Consider the following 15,955-nt stretch of genomic DNA (forward strand, 5'->3'; position numbering starts at 1 on the left):
CGTCTTCGATGCGGGCTTGCCGTAACCATTTATCCAGGGTGCCGACATGGATGCCAAAGTCCTTCGCGATTTGCGCGAGCGTGACTTCTGGATCACGGTTCAACGCGACACGTACGACGTCGTCGCCGAACTCCTCAGGATATTTTGCGGGCATGATGATCATCCTTCCAGGCCAGCCAAAAGCTAGCCATGTCGAATGTCACCTAAACGTGCAGCAGCCCCTTGCCAACAGTGATCGCTCAGGTTTGAGACTCGATGCCTAAATGAAGACTGGCCCCCGCAACCGCTTGTGCGATCGTGGGGGCCAGTGAAGCTATTTCCTACTTCTTTCGGTAGAGTCTCTTGATCTGGTAGACGGGCTCTGAGGTAACTCGAACACCAAGGTTGCGGAAGATTCCCTCATCCACCGATCCGAGGATCGTCGTGGTGTGGACTTCGCACTCGCGGAGGTTCTTCAGTTCCGCAAGGGCTCGCCTTGCGTCATCGTTCGTTGCTGCTGAAACAGACAGTGCGATGAGCACTTCGTCCGTGTGGAGGCGGGGATTCTCGCTACCCAGGTGCTTCGTCTTGAGGTCCTGGATCGGCTTGATCGAAGAAGGCGCAAGGAGCGTAACCGAATCGTCGATGCCAGCAAGCACCTTGAGTGCGTTGAGGAGCATGGCGGAGCAGGCTCCGAGAAGCTCGGACGTCTTGCCAGTCACGATCGTGCCGTCAGCAAGCTCGATGGCGGCAGCCGGGTTCTTCGTCTTTTTCTCGACCTTGAGGGCGGGTTCCACAACAGGGCGGTCGGTGCGGGACACCCCAACCTTGCCCATGACGATCGCAATGCGATCAGACTCGATGGGTTCGAGGTCGTTGCGGGTCTCGTTCACCAGTGCCTTGTAGTAGCGGCGAATGGTCTCCTGCTTGGATGCCTCGCGGCAGACCTCATCATCGCTGATGCAGAAGCCCACCATGTTCACTCCCATGTCCGTTGGGGACTTGTAGGGAGATTCACCCAGGATCTCTTCGAGTAGGCGGGACAGGAGCGGGAACACCTCGACGTCACGGTTGTAGTTGATCGTCTGCTTTCCGTACGCCGACAGGTGGTAAGGGTCTATCATGTTGACGTCATCGAGGTCGGCGGTCGCTGACTCGTAAGCAAGGTTCACGGGGTGATCGAGCGGAAGATTCCAGACCGGGAAGGTCTCGAACTTTGCGTAACCCGACTGCAGTCCGCGCTGGTGATCGTGGTAGAGCTGGGAGAGGCAGGTGGCGAGCTTGCCTGAGCCTGGGCCAGGGGCCGTGACAACGACGAGGTCGCGAGTCGTCTCAATGTATTCGTTCTTACCGAATCCGTCCTTCGAGACCACCACGTCCGGGTTGGTGGGGTAGCCCTTGATGGTGCGGTGGCGTGAAACCTTGAAGCCGAGGCGAAGGAGTCTGCTGCGGAAGGCCTTGGCCTGCGTGTTGTCATCCGAGAGCTGGGTCAACACGATGTTCTCGACCAGGAAGCCGCGATCGCGGAACACCTCAACAAGACGGAGCACGTCCTCTTCATAGGTGATACCGAGATCTTCGCGCATCTTCTGGCGCTGAATATCCTTCGAGTTCAGGACGATGATGATCTCAACTTCATCTTTGATCCGCTCCAACATCGAAATCTTGTTGTCTGGAGTGAATCCGGGAAGCACTCGCGACGCGTGATTGTCGTCGAAGAGTTTGCCGCCCATTTCCAGGTAGAGCTTGCCACCTATTTCTTCCTGTCGTTCGGCAATGTGCCGGGACTGGAGTTCGATGTACTTGGCACTATCAAAGCCAATAGCCATATTCGTCATTCATGCTCAATTCCGCGATGTTCTATCCGGGGGAGCCCTTTGAAAGCTTAAGGGCAAGAATCCCAGAAAGAAAAGTCGAGAAACACCCGCGAGTCCACATACTGGCGTTTTAGGCGCACGTGTCCAGTGCCACAAAGTGTCCTCGAGACACTAGATGAGCGTCGAGAAAACGTTGGTGTACCGCCATTTTCAACCACTGGCCAAGTGTTTGATGTCCGAATGGTCCAGAACCGTCAAGTACCCAAATTGTGAGATACAGGAAACTTTGTTTCGCCTTAGTTGACTTTAGCTGGGAATTCCCTCTACGTTTATTCTCGTGTTGGGCAACAGTGTTGCTTAACAGGAAACCAATAATGGGTGAATGAAGGAATAGAAATGGAAATCTCAACAGGGGATACCGCCTGGGTGATGATTAGCGCGGCTCTCGTGCTGCTCATGACGCCTGGCCTCGCACTGTTCTATGGCGGCATGGTCCGTGCCAAGAGCGTGCTCAACATGATCATGATGTCCATCATCTCCATGGGAGTTGTCGGCGTGCTGTGGGTCCTCTTCGGATTCTCGCTCGTTTTCGGTAACTCTTTCGGTGGAGTAATCGGCGACCCGACTGACTTCGCTGGACTTGGCCAGCTTCTCAGCTCCGGAGCCACCCTTGATGGCGTCCCCACCCTCGCATTCGTCGGATTCCAGGCAGCATTTGCGATCATCGCAACCGCACTCGTATCCGGTGCAGTCGCAGACCGCATGAAGTTCTCCGCCTGGGTGGTTTTCGCAGCAATCTGGGCAGTCATCGTCTACTTCCCGGCAGCCCACTGGGTCTTCTCGTTCGATGACAGCGTCTCTGAGTCCGGCGGCTTCATCGCCAACACCATCGGAGCTATCGACTTCGCAGGTGGTACCGCAATCCACATCAACGCAGGTGCAGCAGCCCTTGCTCTTGCCCTCGTCGTTGGTCCCCGTATGGGCTTCGGTCGCGTCCCGATGCGTCCTCACAACCTCACGATGGTCATGACCGGTGCCGCAATCCTCTGGTTCGGCTGGTTCGGCTTCAACGCAGGTTCTGCACTTGGTGCAAACGACACGGCAGCTCTTGCCTGGGTCAACACCCTCCTTGCTCCCGCCGCCGCTATGCTCGCCTGGCTCCTTATTGAGCGGGTTCGCGACGGTCACGCAACCTCGCTCGGTGCAGCATCGGGTATCGTTGCCGGCCTCGTTGGCATCACCCCCGCAGCGGCCGCTGTGGAACCCCTCGGCGCCGTCATTATCGGCCTCCTCGCCGGCGTGTGCTGTGCTCTCGCAGTTGGTCTCAAGTACCGCTTCAACATTGATGACTCCCTCGACGTCGTCGGTGTGCACCTCGTTGGTGGCCTCGTCGGTACCCTCGCCATCGGCTTCCTTGCAAGCCCCAACACCCCGGACGGTTCGGCTGGCCTCTTCTACGGTGGCGGCCTCGGAGTCCTCGGGGCTCAGGCGCTCGGCGCACTGGTTGTCCTGGTATACAGCTTCGTTGTTACCTACATCCTCGCCAAGGTCCTCGACATGATCATGGGTCTCCGCGTTGCTCCCGAGGTCGAACAGTTCGGCATCGATGTTGTCGAACATGCAGAATCCGCATACGACCTCAGCCAGGTTGGTTACTCCTCCCGCAGCGTCCGCCACTCGATCGTGATCGAGGCTCCCGAAAAGGTTGAAAACTAATGAAACTCATAACAGCAATCATTCGCCCCACCTCCCTTCAGGATGTTCAGGTTGCACTTGTTCGTCACGGAGTCTCGGGCATGACAGTCAGTGAATGTTCCGGCTACGGTCGCCAGCAGGGCCACCGCGAGGTCTACCGCGGCACGGAAGTACGAGTCGACTTCCTCGCCAAGGCTCGCGTCGAGATCGCGGTTCGCGATGAGGCACTGCAGGGCACGCTCGATGTCCTCGTGCAGGCAGCATCCACCGGCGAAGTGGGCGACGGTAAGGTCTGGGTCACCGACATCACCGAAGCGATCCGTATTCGCACTAGCGAAAGCGGTCGGGACGCTCTCTAGGAGCAGATCCCAAACACCCGAACACGGTTCACGGGGATGTAGACAGGCCCGCGAACCAGAAGTAAAAAACTAAATCCACGTAAAGACTCGATCAGGGGGCTGATCGGTGAGGGCGGGAGTTCCAGGAAACATTCCTGAGGCTCCCGCCCTCTGCTTTGTCTCCAGCAGTCATTTTTGCCTCTAGTAGTCACTGTTCGCAGGGTCGTGCTGGGCTGCCCGCGCACATGCGCCACAAGAGGCTCCTCCCGCGAGTGGTTCCTCCCGCAAGAGTCAAGGATCCCAAGATTCCATCTGATGGCTGCCGAAAGAATCTGCCCGAGAGCTGTCGAGCCGGCAATGAAAGCGACTTTAAAGGAAGGGAAATGTGTCCGCGGATAAGATTTTTCGTTGAAAGCGCGCGGGAAGGTCTGTATTCCTTATCAGGGATGATATTGCGGTCGGGATGCTCAGCACTGCGCTCGACATGGGTTCGCCCTCGCATTTGCGAGGGTGATGTCGTAGGTGGGGGTTGTGAGGGGCGTTCTTAGGGGCGTGAGCCCGGGTTGAACGTGAAGACCGAGAGGAACCGGATCGGGGTCTCGTAGAGCTCTGACGGGCCGTGCACGCCCTCTGCGTCGAACAGGAGGCTGTCGCCAGGGTTGAGAACGTGCGTTTCCTCGCCGTGCTTGTAGCCCATGGAGCCCTCGAGCACGTAGATGAACTCCGTGCCCGTGTGCTGGAACATTGGGAAGGGCTCGGTCTCGTCGGTCAGGGTAACGAGAAGCGGTTCGAGAATGTTCTGACGCCCCGTGAGGGCTCCGAGAAGCTGGTACTGGTGGCCCAGGTTGGAGCCGCGTCGAACGATCGTGGGAGCCTCTCCCGCCATCACGTGGATGGCCTGTGACTCGATGTCTGCCTCGCGCACAAGAGCCGACACGGGGGCGTCCAGACCCTCGGCCAGTGCCGACAGGGTCGAGAGGCTGCAGGAGGTTTGTGCGTTCTCGATCTTGGAGAGCATGGCCTTGCCAATGCCGACGCGTTCGGCAAGTTCCGCAAGTGTGAGTCCACGCTCGAGCCGGAGCTCGCGAGTGCGCTCGCCAATTGACCTTTCGAGGGTGCGCTCAGGGATCAGTGGGCGGCCTCCTTCAACCGGAGGGCTCGTCTCTTCGCCTGGAACAACTGGATGCTTCGCCATCCACCAATTGTATCCCATCATGAAACTTTCTTCATGGTGAGAAACTTGTTAAATGTTGTCCACTATTGTTGTTTGAGCGCAATATTGAATTTTAACGACGTGTGAAGGGTCACAATTATGGGTTTTGCTGACTTCATTCCTTCGGGCAACCAGGCCGTTGATCCCGCTCTCTACGACATCGAGAACGCCGCCATCGACCCCGATGGGATCATGTGGCGAGAGCTTGTTCGCCTGGCGCCATGGCAGGGCAAGGACCTCGTTGACCTGGGGTGTGGCTCTGGGTGGTGGCTGGAGAAGTACGCAGGTGCTTCGAACCTCTATGGAATAGAACCCGATCCCTCCCTGCTGGATGCGGCACGGGCTCGAACCGACCATGCGACCATCCTCCACGGAGCGGCCGAGAACATCCCACTGCCCAATGAGTCCGTTGACGTTGTGCATGCTCGATTCGCGTACTTCTTTCCCCACCCAAATTACGACGTTACCGCCGGCTTGGAGGAGGTTCGCAGAGTGGTGCGGCCGGGTGGCAGCCTCGTGGTCATTGACAACGACACGGAACGCGGGGAGTTCGCGGAGTTACTCGGCAGGTCCGCATGTGGGGACGCCCAGGGGAACACGACCTATGCGCGGCAGTGGTGGAAGGACAGAGGAGCCGAGACAACCGAGGTCATGAGTAGCTGGCGGTTCAAGAACCGCGGCGACCTTGACCGAGTCCTCCACCTCGAGTTCCCGGACGAGCTCGCGGATAGTTGGCTCGCAGACCATCCCGACCGCACCCACTTGAGCTACGGCTACCTCCTCCACACGTGGTCGAAGTCAAACAGCGAAGCGTGACAGAGCGACACGAGATGGTTGGAAAATGAAGGAGGGGAAATGAAGCTCAGGAGCAGGTACAGGACGAGCCTGACCGTTGCCGAGGCAACTCGTAGGGTGCTGACGATGAGTGAGCATCGGGTCCCCTTCACCTCAGTTCAGCAAACAGGCACGATCGCGGTCGCAACAACGCGGCTCGGACCGCTCCGCTTTGAGGACCGGATGCGAATTGTCTCAGTGGAAAGAAGCGGACCGAACCTACGCGTCTCAATCATGAAGGACGGTCCAGTTCTTTACGGCAGGATCAACGCCGTCGCGATTGAGGGAGAGTCGGGAACGATTGTGGGATGGGAACACGACCTTCACCTGCCCATTCGTGCCCTGACCCCGGTCTTGGGGGTCGTGATGGAGGTGGGGTACCGGATCGGCATCACCCGCCTGCTGAAGCGCAGATGATGCGCGAGTCGATGTGGATCGAAGGCCGGCAATTTCGGCCCGTTGGCCGTCAAGAGCTTGGGGGAGTGAAAATGAAAGATGTCGGTACCTCTACTGAGATACCGACATCCTCTTTGGTCGGGGTGGCGGGATTTGAACCCACGGCCTCTTCGTCCCGAACGAAGCGCGCTACCAAGCTGCGCCACACCCCGTACAACTCATTCATGATAGCCAATGAACGTGGCTAACTGAAAACAGAGACCGCCATTGTGAAGTGACTAATTGGTCACGCTAGGTCGATCACTTGCACTTCCGGGCGGCACGCGAGCCGGAACGGAGCGTACGGAGAGGTACCAAGGCCGCGAGAAATGGCGACTGTCATGGTCTTCTCGTGCCCAATAGCGGGCCATCCAAACACGCCCGCCACGTGGTCCGTGTCGAGATCGCAGTTGGTGATGAGAGCGCCGTAACCGGGTACGCAGACCTGCCCGCCATGCGTGTGCCCCGCGAGAGCCAGACCCACACCTTCGGCATTCATCTGGTTCAGGATGCGGGTGTAGGGTGCGTGCGTCAGTCCGATCGTGAACTCGTGGTCGCGACCGTCCGACTCTGGGTACTGGTCGAAGTCGATGTGCGGATCGTCAACACCGACGAGACCAATCTCGGAACCTGCGATCGTGATGCTTGAACGAGCATTGCGCAGGTCGACCCAGCCGTACTCGTCGAACGCCGTCGCCATGGCTTCGTGAGGGAGCGCGTCAGGTTCACGTTCCTCGGTCCGCAGCGGGGGAATGACGTAACCGAGTGGGTTCTTCCAGATCGGTGCGTGATAGTCGTGCGAGCCGTACACGAAAGCTCCGGGCAGGCCTGAAAGCGGCTTGAGGGCGCGCAGAAGGGATGGGAGGGATTTCGTGGACGACAGCTGGTCACCCGTGAGGAACACGGCGTCAGGCTTCAGGTCCACGAGGTCGCGAATGAACTCCACCTTCTTGTCATCGTCCGGCATCAGGTGAATGTCGGAGATGTTGAGAACCCTCATGGGTTCCATGCCCTTCGGCAGGATGTTGAGGTGGTGGAAGGAACGCTGATAGTTCCGTGCCTCCCAGAGGGACCATCCGGCGAGTCCAAGACCGGCGGCGGCAAGACCCGCCACTGCTCTCATCATCCGTCGCCCTCCGTGTCCTCAGCCGGCGGGGATGGTTGTTCCTCGGCAGGCGGCTCGGGTGCCTCCTCGGCCGGTGGGTCCTCAGCGGGTGGCTCTTCGGAGGCCTCCTCTGATGGTTCTGGTTCCGGTGAGGGCTGCGGAGCTGGCCTCACCGGCGTGGGCGTGGCCTGTCGGATCGACGGGTTGTCCCGGCCCTGAGGCAGGATCGTTGCCCCACCGGTGTCACCATCGGTGGTTTGCAGATTGAACGGTTCCGGCTCTACGCCCTCGAGAATTCTTGTCTGATAGCTGGAGAACGCGAGGGCCGGATAGAGGCCGCCGTAGACCTCGACGTTGTACTGCCCGTTAATGGTTGTGTAGAACATGGAGACGTTGCCCTCCATGTGACCCAGCCAGATCGCGGTCGCCTCGTGGCTCGTGTAGCCCATGAACCAGGCGTGGTAGTCCATGTTCGCGGTACCGGTCTTGCCGGCCACATCGTGGCCAGCCACCTGCGCTCGGAAGCCCGTACCGCCATCTGCGACAACGGTTTGTAGCGCTTTCGTGGTGGTGTCGGCTACCTCTTCGTCGAGAACGCGGCTACAGGTGGGGCTGATGTCGGCAATGGTGTCGCCCTCCTGGTTCTCGATCTTCGTGAACGACATGGGTTCGCACATGATGCCGCCGGAGGCGAGGGTTGCCATCGAGTTCGCCGTCGACAGCGGGGTCACGTTGTTCGAGCCGAGGACAGCGGACGGACGCGGCATAAGGGGCTCGCCGTTGCCGGTGCGCACACCCATCTGCTCCGCGACGCCCGTGATGTTGCACAGGTCGAGCTGTGTCGCCATGTCAATGAACGACAGGTTGACGGACTTCGTGGTGGATTCCAGCACGGTCATCATGCCCGAGCCGATGCCCTCAATGTTTGAGGGGTTGTAGGCGTCGGCCAGCTCGGGTGCACAGGAGATCGTCCAGTCGTCACGCGTGTACTCGTCACGCGAGGCGTTGACCTGCTCCTGGACGGAGCGGCCGGAGCGGATCCATTCGATCAGTGTGTACACCTTGAAGGTCGAACCGGACTGGAAGCCGTAACCGCCACCGCGATCGGTACCGACGTTGAGGTTCACGGTCGTGGCGTTGGGATCCTCCGCGGTTGCCGTGCCGTAGTTCGTGTTCTGAACCATCGACGTGATCTCACCCGTGCCGGGGGTCACGGACGACATTGCCATCTCGATGCCCGAGGGGTCGTTGACGGGAACCTGCGTGGTCACAGCATCGTAGGCGGCCTGCTGCTTGGCGGGATCGAGAGTGGTGTGAATGACGAGACCACCGCGGTACAGCTGGTTGAGTCGATCCTCGTGGGATTCGCCCCACGAGTCGGAAGCCAGCAGGTCCTTGACGACGTAGTCGCAGAAGTACACGGAGATTCCCGCGGACTCACAGCCATTAACGGGACGAGAAACGTTGAGCATCTCCTCAATCGACTGATTCACACCATCGCGGAACTCCTGCTCGCTGATGTAGCCGAGCTCGTACATCTTCGCCAGTACCGTGTCGCGGCGGGACTTTGCTTCCTCCGGGTTGGTGACCGGGTTCCAGCGTGCGGGGGACTGGGTGATGCCGGCGAGCATGGCGGCCTGCGGGATCGTCAGATCCTTCGCGGACACGGAGAAGAAGTACTGCGAGGCGGCCTCTGCACCGTACTGGGAGGGGCCGAACATGACGATGTTGATGTAGCCGGTGAGGATCTCATCCTTGGTCATCTGCTTCTCGATCGCCATGGCGGTGCGAGCCTCTGACAGCTTACGTGCGATCGTGCGCTCCGTTGCCTCCGCGATCAGATCCGGATCGTTCGAGTTGCGACCCTCCTCGATGAGGAGGTTCTTGACGTACTGCTGGGTGATGGTGGAGCCACCGGCCAGTCGGCCGCCAGTGAAGTTGTTGAATGCGGCGCCGATGAGACCCTGGGGGTCGATGCCGTTGTGCTCGTAGAAGCGTTCATCCTCAATGGAGACGACAGCGTCCTTGAGGTACTTCGAGATGTCATCGGAACCGATAACGACGCGGTTCTCTGCATAAAAACGTGCGAGTTCGGTGCCGTCCGCGGCCAGAATGACCGACTGTTCGGAGGGCTCCGTGAATGTCAGTTCGGTAGGAAGATCGTCAAAGAGGGAGGTCGTCGCATTCGACGCCGTTCCCGCTGCGGCCACGAACGGCATGGCGAGTCCGGCGAGCGCAAAGCCACCTGCGGTGCAGGCCAGCAAGAACGCCAGCAACATCGCAAGAATCTTCCCGGGTGGGGCCTGAGTGGCCTGGTGAGAACTTGACATGGTTAAGAGTTTAGAGGGTTGGGACCCCAATGTCTGGTTCGAGTAACCCATTGCGCAAAATCTCTTTAGTTATCAAATCGTGATGAAGCCTCACAATTGAATAGATCCCGTATTTCGCATTTTCCCAGGTGAACCGATATATTGATTTATGTAGGTGACGACAGTCACGTAAACACGACATATCGCCAGAGTCGATGAAGCCTCAGGTGAAGGAGCTGACATGTCCCTGTTGTTAGAAGGCCAAACATGGGCGGCGCAGGCAGCGTGCTCAAGCGTTGATCCGGACAGTCTTTTTGTAAGAGGAGCGGCGCAACGTCAAGTGCGCCAAGTGTGCTTCAACTGCCCAGTCCGTCTTGAATGCTTGTCGGATGCCCTGGATTCAAATACTTCCTACGGTGTGTGGGGTGGCTTAACAGAGCGGGAGAGACGGGCACTACAGCGGCGATTCCCGAACGAACAGAACTGGTATCGGCGCCTTCACACGTCGCAAGATCCCATCTCGGTGGAGCTTCGCGCCGGAAGGATTCCCAGAATCTCGAACAGGTAGGGTGACTTTCTCGATTCTTGGGTAGGATTCACGTATGACTACATGGGAGTACTTGACCGCGCCGCTTCTCATCCATAACACCAAGACCATCCTGGACAACTTTGGTAGCCAGGGTTGGGAGCTTGTTGCGATCACCCCGGGACCTGCCGGTACCGAGAACGTTGTCGCCTACTTTAAGCGCCCAAAGGAGAGCTAGTGGCTATCCCAAGCACCCGCATGCGTGAGCTGGGACTGGAACTACCCCCGGTCGCAACTCCCGTCGCCGCGTACGTTCCGTCAAAGATCGTTGGGAACATTGCCCGTAGCTCCGGCCAGCTTCCGTTCGTGAACGGTGAGCTGGGTGTTCTCGGCAAGGTCGGCGCCGAGGTTTCCCTCGAAGAGGCCTACGAAGCCGCCCGCATCTGCGCGCTCAACGCTCTTGCAGCCGTCGCGCAAACAACCGGTGGGATTGATTCGATTGCTTCGATCATCCACGTCACCGGCTACGTGGCCTCCGCGCCCGACTTCTACGACCAGGCCAAGGTCATCAACGGAGCCTCCGAGGTCCTCGGTGAGATCTTCGGAACCGGTGGCAAGCACACCCGCTCCGCGGTCGGTGTTGCCGTGCTCCCCCTCAACGTTCCCGTCGAGGTCGAGATCGTCTGCCAGATCGTCAAGATCAGGAACGACTGATCAGCTCTATCAGCTCATCGATAGTATTCGAGTGCCTCCGGCCACCCCGGAGGCACTTCTCTATTCTCATCCTCAGGTTCTGTTTGATCTGCTTGTTCCGTAGGCTCTCTGAGACCTGTTGTTACCCGAACTGTGTGGGAATCCATCGGCTACTACTCAGACTCTTGCCTGAAGCGAGGCTTGCGTGGGATGTGGCGGATCGTGTCGTGAACGCAAGAATGCGACGGAATCATCCGTCGCATTCTTGAGGTAGTGGTACTTAGGAGGCGCGCTTTTCGAGTCGGCCGATCTCGATGAGGGTCACTGCGCGACCCTCGAGACGGATCCAGCCGCGGGACACGAAGTCGGCGAGGGACTTGTTGACGGTCTCACGGGAAGCACCAACGAGGTGAGCGATCTCCTCCTGGGTGAGGTCGTGAGCAACGTAGACGCCTTCCTGGGTGCGCTCGCCGAAGCGGGCAGCCAGGTCGAGGAGTGCCTTGGCGACACGGCCGGGAACGTCAGCGAAAACCAGGTCGGCCATGAGCTCGTTGGTGCGGCGCAGGCGCTGTGCGAGCTGACGGAGCATGTGCTTTGCCATGTCCGGGTTCGTGTCGATGAATCCCATGAGGTCCTCGTGCGAAAGGGAGAGGAGCGTGGTGGGAGCGACAGCGGTTGCGGAGGTGGAGCGCTTGCCAAGGTCGAAGAGCGAAAGTTCACCAATGATTTCGCGGGGACCGAGGATGGCGATGAGGTTCTCCCTGCCATCATCCGATGCGTGGCCAAGCTTGATCTTGCCGTCCACGATGATGAAGAGGTTATCTCCGGAGTCACCTTCGTGGAAGAGTGCCTCTCCACGACGAAGGGTTTCTTCAGACATCAGCTCCGCGAGCTTTGCCTGATCCTCCTCTGACAGGCCCGCAAACAGCGGTACCGAAGCGATGATGCTGGTCTCCAATGCTTTCTACCTTTCCTGGGTGCCGTTATCTGCCAAGCCAATCGACTCGGCGCCGGCAATTCACAGATAAGACTATCCTATGTGACAAGGGGCATAATATGGATATATGACGGTCAATAAGCAAATTTTTCCTCCCAGGCCGCGCTCGAAAGCCGCTCGAATCGAGCAGGCAGTCGCCGTAAACGAGGCTCTGACCAGGTATTACCCGGATGCTCGATGCGAACTGGACTACACGAATCCCTTGGAATTGCTTGTCGCGACCGTGTTGTCAGCGCAGACCACTGACGTTCGGGTGAACTCAGTAACGCCCGAGTTGTTCGCGCGCTATCCAAGCGCCGCAGACTACCGAGATGCTGATCGAGAAGAACTCGAATCTATCCTGCGTCCTCTAGGGTTCTTCCGAGCAAAAGCCAAGTCACTCATCGGGCTCGGGGGCGCCCTCGTGGAGGATTACGACGGAGTAGTGCCGGGGAGTCTCAACGAGCTGGTCAAGCTTCCTGGAGTGGGTCGCAAAACCGCCAACGTCGTTCTCGGTAACGCCTTCGGAATCCCCGGGATCACTGTCGATACTCACGTGGGCAGGCTCTCCCGAAGGCTTGGCTGGTCGAGAGAAGAGGACCCGTTCAAGGTCGAGAAGGACATCGCCGGTCTCCTTCCCGAGGAGGAGTGGACGATGGCGTGCCATCGCCTCATCTTCCACGGCAGACGGCTCTGCACGGCACGCAAACCTGCGTGCGACAGGTGCCCGATCGCGGACCTGTGCCCCTCGTTCCCCATCACATAAGCGATATTCCCACTGCTTGGTTGTGGGAATTCTTTGTAATGGGTCGTTGTGAGCGCCCGCTGGTTTACCGCTCGAGGTACTCCAGGAGGAGCCGGAGGACTTCATCGGGGGCTTCCTCGTGTGCGAGGTAACCGGCGTCCGGGATGACCTCGTGCCGGTAGTCCCCGGCCACGTGCCGTGAGGTGGTTGCCCACGCTCGAGTCGGCAGCAGGGGATCAAGGTCTCCCCGGATCGTCATGACCGGGATGTTGAGGGGGCGTGAGATCTGGTCGAGAAGCTTCCGTCCCGACCGCTTCCTGTTCATTCCCCACGTCCACCGAAGTTGCTGGATCTGGGTTTTCGCGGCGTTGGGAAGCTGGAGGGCCTGACTGTAGTACTCGACGGCCTCAGTGGCACCCGTGTTTCCGGGCGCGGACACCTCGCTCAAGAGCTTCTTCAGCTTGCTCGGATTGGTGAGGGCGCGTTCGGCGAGCTGGGGGCGGAAGGCCGACAGGTAGTGGCGCCACGTGCGGAACGTGATGTGGAGCCCCAGCTTAAACGTGTCGGTCGGGTGGGGTGAAGAGATCGTGACAACGCCCGAAATGAGGTTGGGTGCGAGGCTGGCCGCGACCCAGGCGAGTGCGCCACCGGAACCGGTTCCGACGAGAATTGCTTTCGACGCTCCGAGGCTGCGGACAACGCCAATGATGTCGCTCGCAAGGGTTGGGGTGTCGAACGTGTGGCGGGTGCGGTCGCTACCTCCCGCGCCGCGAACATCGACTGCCGCGACGGCGTAGCCGGCCTCCGCGAGGGCGGGAATCTGGTTCCGCCACGCGTACCAGTACTCGGGGAAACCGTGAATCAGCACAACGAGGGGCTGGCCTTCGGTGAGGGTGCCGGCCATCGCAACGTGGAACTGTGCTCCACTTGCTCGCACCAAGCGGTGCTTCCACGGGCCCGGCAAGGTCACACAAGAATTGTCAGCTGGCACGATCCTCCTCAGATAAATGGGCGGGTGCTGGCATAGGCCCGCACCCGCACCGATATGACCGAGAATATCCTAGGAGTCAGACTTCCTCGACAGGAGGACGCCGCGGCGTCCGAGGACCTCGCCACGTTCGGCGCCGTGACGACGTGCCTGGTGGGACACCACACCAGTCATGAGCAACAGGAATCCGTAGACGGCAAGTCTGCCGGTCGCGAGCGAGTTGGTCAGGTGGTAGCCAACGTTGCCCGTGAAGTCATTGAAGCCTGCGAAGGACTGCATGGCGTTGGAGGCAAGCAGGTCCTGCGTGAAGGCCGGAGCGAAGACAGCGAACGCTCCCGCAGCAAGCAAAATGACACCGAAGACGATCGGACCGACCGAGGAGTAGCTGGCAAGGAACCAGAGGACACCGAAGCAGAGGAGAGCGCCAAGAAGCTCAAGAACTACGAGCCAGTCGGTACTGCCCGTGGTCCAGGATGCGCCATCGATCTCGGTGAAACGCACGCCGGCGTCGGCAACGAGGTACCAGGCAAGCGGCGCGAGAAGAAGGGTTCCGAAGAACACACCCACGTGCGACCATCCGCGGCCCTTGGGTTCCTCCGGAATGGGTTCCTCGTATTGGAAGTCAGTGCCGGCGGGACGTGCGTAGGGTGCGCTTGCGGGAGTCGACACCGTCGTTGGCGACGAAGCGGACGTCGGTGAGGACCCCGCGGACTCCGACGACACCCTGTTGAACACGGAGGTCCGGGTCGGGTAGTTGCCGGTACGGTCGGAAGCGGGTGCGGGAACCACGGGAGTCGCGACCGTTGCATCGACGGATTCGCCGGGGCTCCGAACGACCGTGTCATCCGAACGAGTTGAGGAAGCGCCAGTGCTCGCGCCGGTGTTGCCGAACTCGCGCTCCCAGCGCTCGCGCTCGGTCTCGGCCGGTGCCGATTCAGAGTCGGAATTCTGGGCCTTGGATTCCCGCTCCGCACGTGCGGGGGTCGAGTCGTCATCGTCGGAGAAGTTCGGGGTCCAGGACCTAGTCGACTCGGTCTCCGAATCGGCAAACTCGGGCTCGTCAGACAGCTGAGCGTCCCCGCGGTGATCCCGCTCGGGAACCGCGGTCGAGTCGGGACGGTCCTCGCGATCGAAAGCAACGGGATGCGACTGTGTCGGCTGGTCGAAGGAAGCGGGTGCCTGATCGAAGGATTCGGATGATTGGTCGGCGTCCCCAGTTGGCTCGACGTGGGGCTCGTCTGAGGGACGCTGGTCACCGAGGTTTTCGGCCTCCTGAGCGTTCAACTCGTCGGCTTGCTCCTCGGGAAGCGGGTCAAGAATATCGTCGTGCCCGTCCTCGTGATCATGGCGCGAGTACGGATCGGTTGGGGTCGACATGGGTGTCCTCCTCATCGGTATGTTCTGACGCTATACCGAATCAGCACTCATTTTGTGGATCACGCGCCCGCCAATCTACGTTAGAGGTATGGACTCGGCACATTCGCAAATCGCTGGCGCGCTCACGACGCTAGCCTCCGTACCAGGCGTTCCGGAGCAGGCTGCCCGAGTCGCAGGTGCCGTTCGATCCGTCAGGTTCTCCACGGGTCTGCGGCGAGGATGGGAGGCGGCACGCACGGAGGCGTCCGTGCGATGGGTGCTGGCCGAGTGCAGGGCTCTTGGTGCGCAAGTACATGCCAAGGAGCTGCGTGAGCAGATCGCCTGGAGCGGCGAACCGGTAGACCCGGTTGCGTCCGCCGCGTGGCGGTGCCACAGCGATGTCGTGAACGCGATGCCTCCGCTCAACACGAAGGACATGGCACCACCCCAGCAGGTCCCGATCCGGTCCCTCCTGTCCGGCCTCCACCGGGACGCTGCATCCACCCAACTTGATCCTGAGGCAAGGAACAGCGCCGGGATTCTTTCTCCCGATGACCTGCAACGCCACGAGCTCCTGCTCGCCATCGCCGAAGCCAAGGCGCCCGTCCTGGTCGTCGTGTCCGTTCTCCTCGGCCAGTGGTTGACGGAACCCCTGACGGTCCCGGGGGACTCCCTTATCCGCGATTCCTTTGTGCGCTGGCTCAGCACCAGCCGCGGCCTGGAACCGACGGGTACCGCCGTTCTTCACGTTCAGTCGCTACGCGATGGGCTCTCCCACTACGAACAGGGGGATGCTGAAGGCATGTCGCAGTGGTTCTCGATCGTGGCCGACGCCTACGTCGATGCCATGAGCGAAGCATTGAGAATCTCGCAGTCGGTGTTGGCGGGCCGTACTGACCCGGGGCTCACCTAGAGAAATCCACAAGCGGTCTTCGCAGGTCCGGAA

At 60.0% G+C, this 15,955-nt stretch carries 16 protein-coding genes and 1 tRNA gene; 9 read left to right on the plus strand and 8 right to left on the minus strand.

What is annotated here, in order from left to right:
• Nucleotides 1-320 precede the first annotated feature (320 nt).
• Nucleotides 321-1,808 (minus strand): DUF1846 domain-containing protein, encoded by a 1,488-nt coding sequence (locus QMB98_RS01410; protein WP_371683880.1) that lies wholly within the window; start codon nucleotides 1,806-1,808, stop codon nucleotides 321-323.
• Nucleotides 1,809-2,192: 384 nt separating this feature from the next.
• Between QMB98_RS01410 and QMB98_RS01415 the strand changes: the two genes are divergently transcribed.
• The gene (locus QMB98_RS01415) at nucleotides 2,193-3,512 is read left to right on the plus strand and encodes an ammonium transporter (protein WP_371683846.1); all 1,320 of its coding nucleotides are present in this window, start codon (nucleotides 2,193-2,195) and stop codon (nucleotides 3,510-3,512) included.
• Nucleotides 3,512-3,850: a P-II family nitrogen regulator gene (locus QMB98_RS01420; RefSeq protein ID WP_371683847.1), complete on the plus strand. Its 339-nt coding sequence runs from the start codon at nucleotides 3,512-3,514 to the stop codon at nucleotides 3,848-3,850. Before QMB98_RS01415 ends, QMB98_RS01420 begins: the two co-directional genes overlap by 1 nt.
• Nucleotides 3,851-4,373: 523 nt before the next feature.
• Here QMB98_RS01420 and QMB98_RS01425 read toward each other — a convergent pair.
• Nucleotides 4,374-5,024 (minus strand): helix-turn-helix domain-containing protein, encoded by a 651-nt coding sequence (locus QMB98_RS01425; protein WP_371683848.1) that lies wholly within the window; start codon nucleotides 5,022-5,024, stop codon nucleotides 4,374-4,376.
• A gap of 117 nt (nucleotides 5,025-5,141) precedes the next feature.
• Here QMB98_RS01425 and QMB98_RS01430 point away from each other — a divergent pair, with 117 nt between their 5' ends.
• Nucleotides 5,142-5,858 (plus strand): class I SAM-dependent methyltransferase, encoded by a 717-nt coding sequence (locus QMB98_RS01430; protein WP_371683849.1) that lies wholly within the window; start codon nucleotides 5,142-5,144, stop codon nucleotides 5,856-5,858.
• A 39-nt stretch (nucleotides 5,859-5,897) separates the two neighbouring features.
• Entirely contained in the window at nucleotides 5,898-6,293 is a 396-nt protein-coding gene (locus tag QMB98_RS01435; protein WP_371683850.1) for a hypothetical protein, read from the plus strand.
• Nucleotides 6,294-6,407: 114 nt separating this feature from the next.
• Here QMB98_RS01435 and QMB98_RS01440 read toward each other — a convergent pair.
• The 3 genes from QMB98_RS01440 to QMB98_RS01450 form a co-directional block, all read right to left on the minus strand.
• Nucleotides 6,408-6,484, minus strand: a tRNA-Pro gene (locus QMB98_RS01440).
• A gap of 74 nt (nucleotides 6,485-6,558) precedes the next feature.
• On the minus strand, nucleotides 6,559-7,437 hold the full coding sequence (locus tag QMB98_RS01445) for a metallophosphoesterase (protein ID WP_371683851.1): 879 nt from the start codon (nucleotides 7,435-7,437) through the stop codon (nucleotides 6,559-6,561).
• Nucleotides 7,434-9,746 (minus strand): transglycosylase domain-containing protein, encoded by a 2,313-nt coding sequence (locus QMB98_RS01450; RefSeq protein WP_371683852.1) that lies wholly within the window; start codon nucleotides 9,744-9,746, stop codon nucleotides 7,434-7,436. Before QMB98_RS01450 ends, QMB98_RS01445 begins: the two co-directional genes overlap by 4 nt.
• 220 nt (nucleotides 9,747-9,966) lie before the next feature.
• On the opposite strand from QMB98_RS01450, the gene QMB98_RS01455 reads away from it, so the two are divergent.
• Genes QMB98_RS01455 through QMB98_RS01465 form a run of 3 tightly spaced genes read left to right on the plus strand, consistent with a single transcriptional unit; the run spans nucleotide 9,967 to nucleotide 10,965 of the window.
• Nucleotides 9,967-10,293, plus strand: a complete 327-nt coding sequence (locus QMB98_RS01455; protein WP_371683853.1) for a WhiB family transcriptional regulator — start codon at nucleotides 9,967-9,969, stop codon at nucleotides 10,291-10,293.
• A gap of 34 nt (nucleotides 10,294-10,327) precedes the next feature.
• On the plus strand, nucleotides 10,328-10,489 hold the full coding sequence (locus QMB98_RS01460) for a DUF4177 domain-containing protein (RefSeq protein ID WP_371683855.1): 162 nt from the start codon (nucleotides 10,328-10,330) through the stop codon (nucleotides 10,487-10,489).
• 20 nt (nucleotides 10,490-10,509) lie between these two features.
• The gene (locus QMB98_RS01465) at nucleotides 10,510-10,965 is read left to right on the plus strand and encodes a RidA family protein (protein ID WP_371683882.1); all 456 of its coding nucleotides are present in this window, start codon (nucleotides 10,510-10,512) and stop codon (nucleotides 10,963-10,965) included.
• A gap of 259 nt (nucleotides 10,966-11,224) precedes the next feature.
• Here QMB98_RS01465 and QMB98_RS01470 read toward each other — a convergent pair whose 3' ends face one another.
• Complete coding sequence (locus QMB98_RS01470) at nucleotides 11,225-11,902, minus strand: Crp/Fnr family transcriptional regulator (RefSeq protein WP_371683856.1); 678 nt, start codon at nucleotides 11,900-11,902, stop codon at nucleotides 11,225-11,227.
• A 106-nt stretch (nucleotides 11,903-12,008) separates the two neighbouring features.
• Here QMB98_RS01470 and nth point away from each other — a divergent pair, with 106 nt between their 5' ends.
• Nucleotides 12,009-12,686, plus strand: coding sequence for an endonuclease III (nth, locus tag QMB98_RS01475; protein WP_371683857.1), 678 nt, complete (start codon nucleotides 12,009-12,011; stop codon nucleotides 12,684-12,686).
• Nucleotides 12,687-12,750: 64 nt separating this feature from the next.
• Here nth and QMB98_RS01480 read toward each other — a convergent pair whose 3' ends face one another.
• Both QMB98_RS01480 and QMB98_RS01485 read right to left on the minus strand, forming a co-directional pair.
• Nucleotides 12,751-13,602 (minus strand): alpha/beta fold hydrolase, encoded by an 852-nt coding sequence (locus tag QMB98_RS01480; protein WP_371683858.1) that lies wholly within the window; start codon nucleotides 13,600-13,602, stop codon nucleotides 12,751-12,753.
• A gap of 123 nt (nucleotides 13,603-13,725) precedes the next feature.
• The gene (locus QMB98_RS01485; protein WP_371683859.1) at nucleotides 13,726-15,030 is read right to left on the minus strand and encodes a hypothetical protein; all 1,305 of its coding nucleotides are present in this window, start codon (nucleotides 15,028-15,030) and stop codon (nucleotides 13,726-13,728) included.
• Between the two features lie 88 nt (nucleotides 15,031-15,118).
• Here QMB98_RS01485 and QMB98_RS01490 point away from each other — a divergent pair, with 88 nt between their 5' ends.
• Entirely contained in the window at nucleotides 15,119-15,922 is an 804-nt protein-coding gene (locus QMB98_RS01490) for a hypothetical protein (protein WP_371683861.1), read from the plus strand.
• The last annotated feature ends 33 nt before the right edge of the window (nucleotides 15,923-15,955 follow it).

Origin of the sequence: Flaviflexus sp. (genome assembly GCF_041440645.1) — a bacterium.
Lineage (GTDB): Bacteria > Actinomycetota > Actinomycetes > Actinomycetales > Actinomycetaceae > Flaviflexus.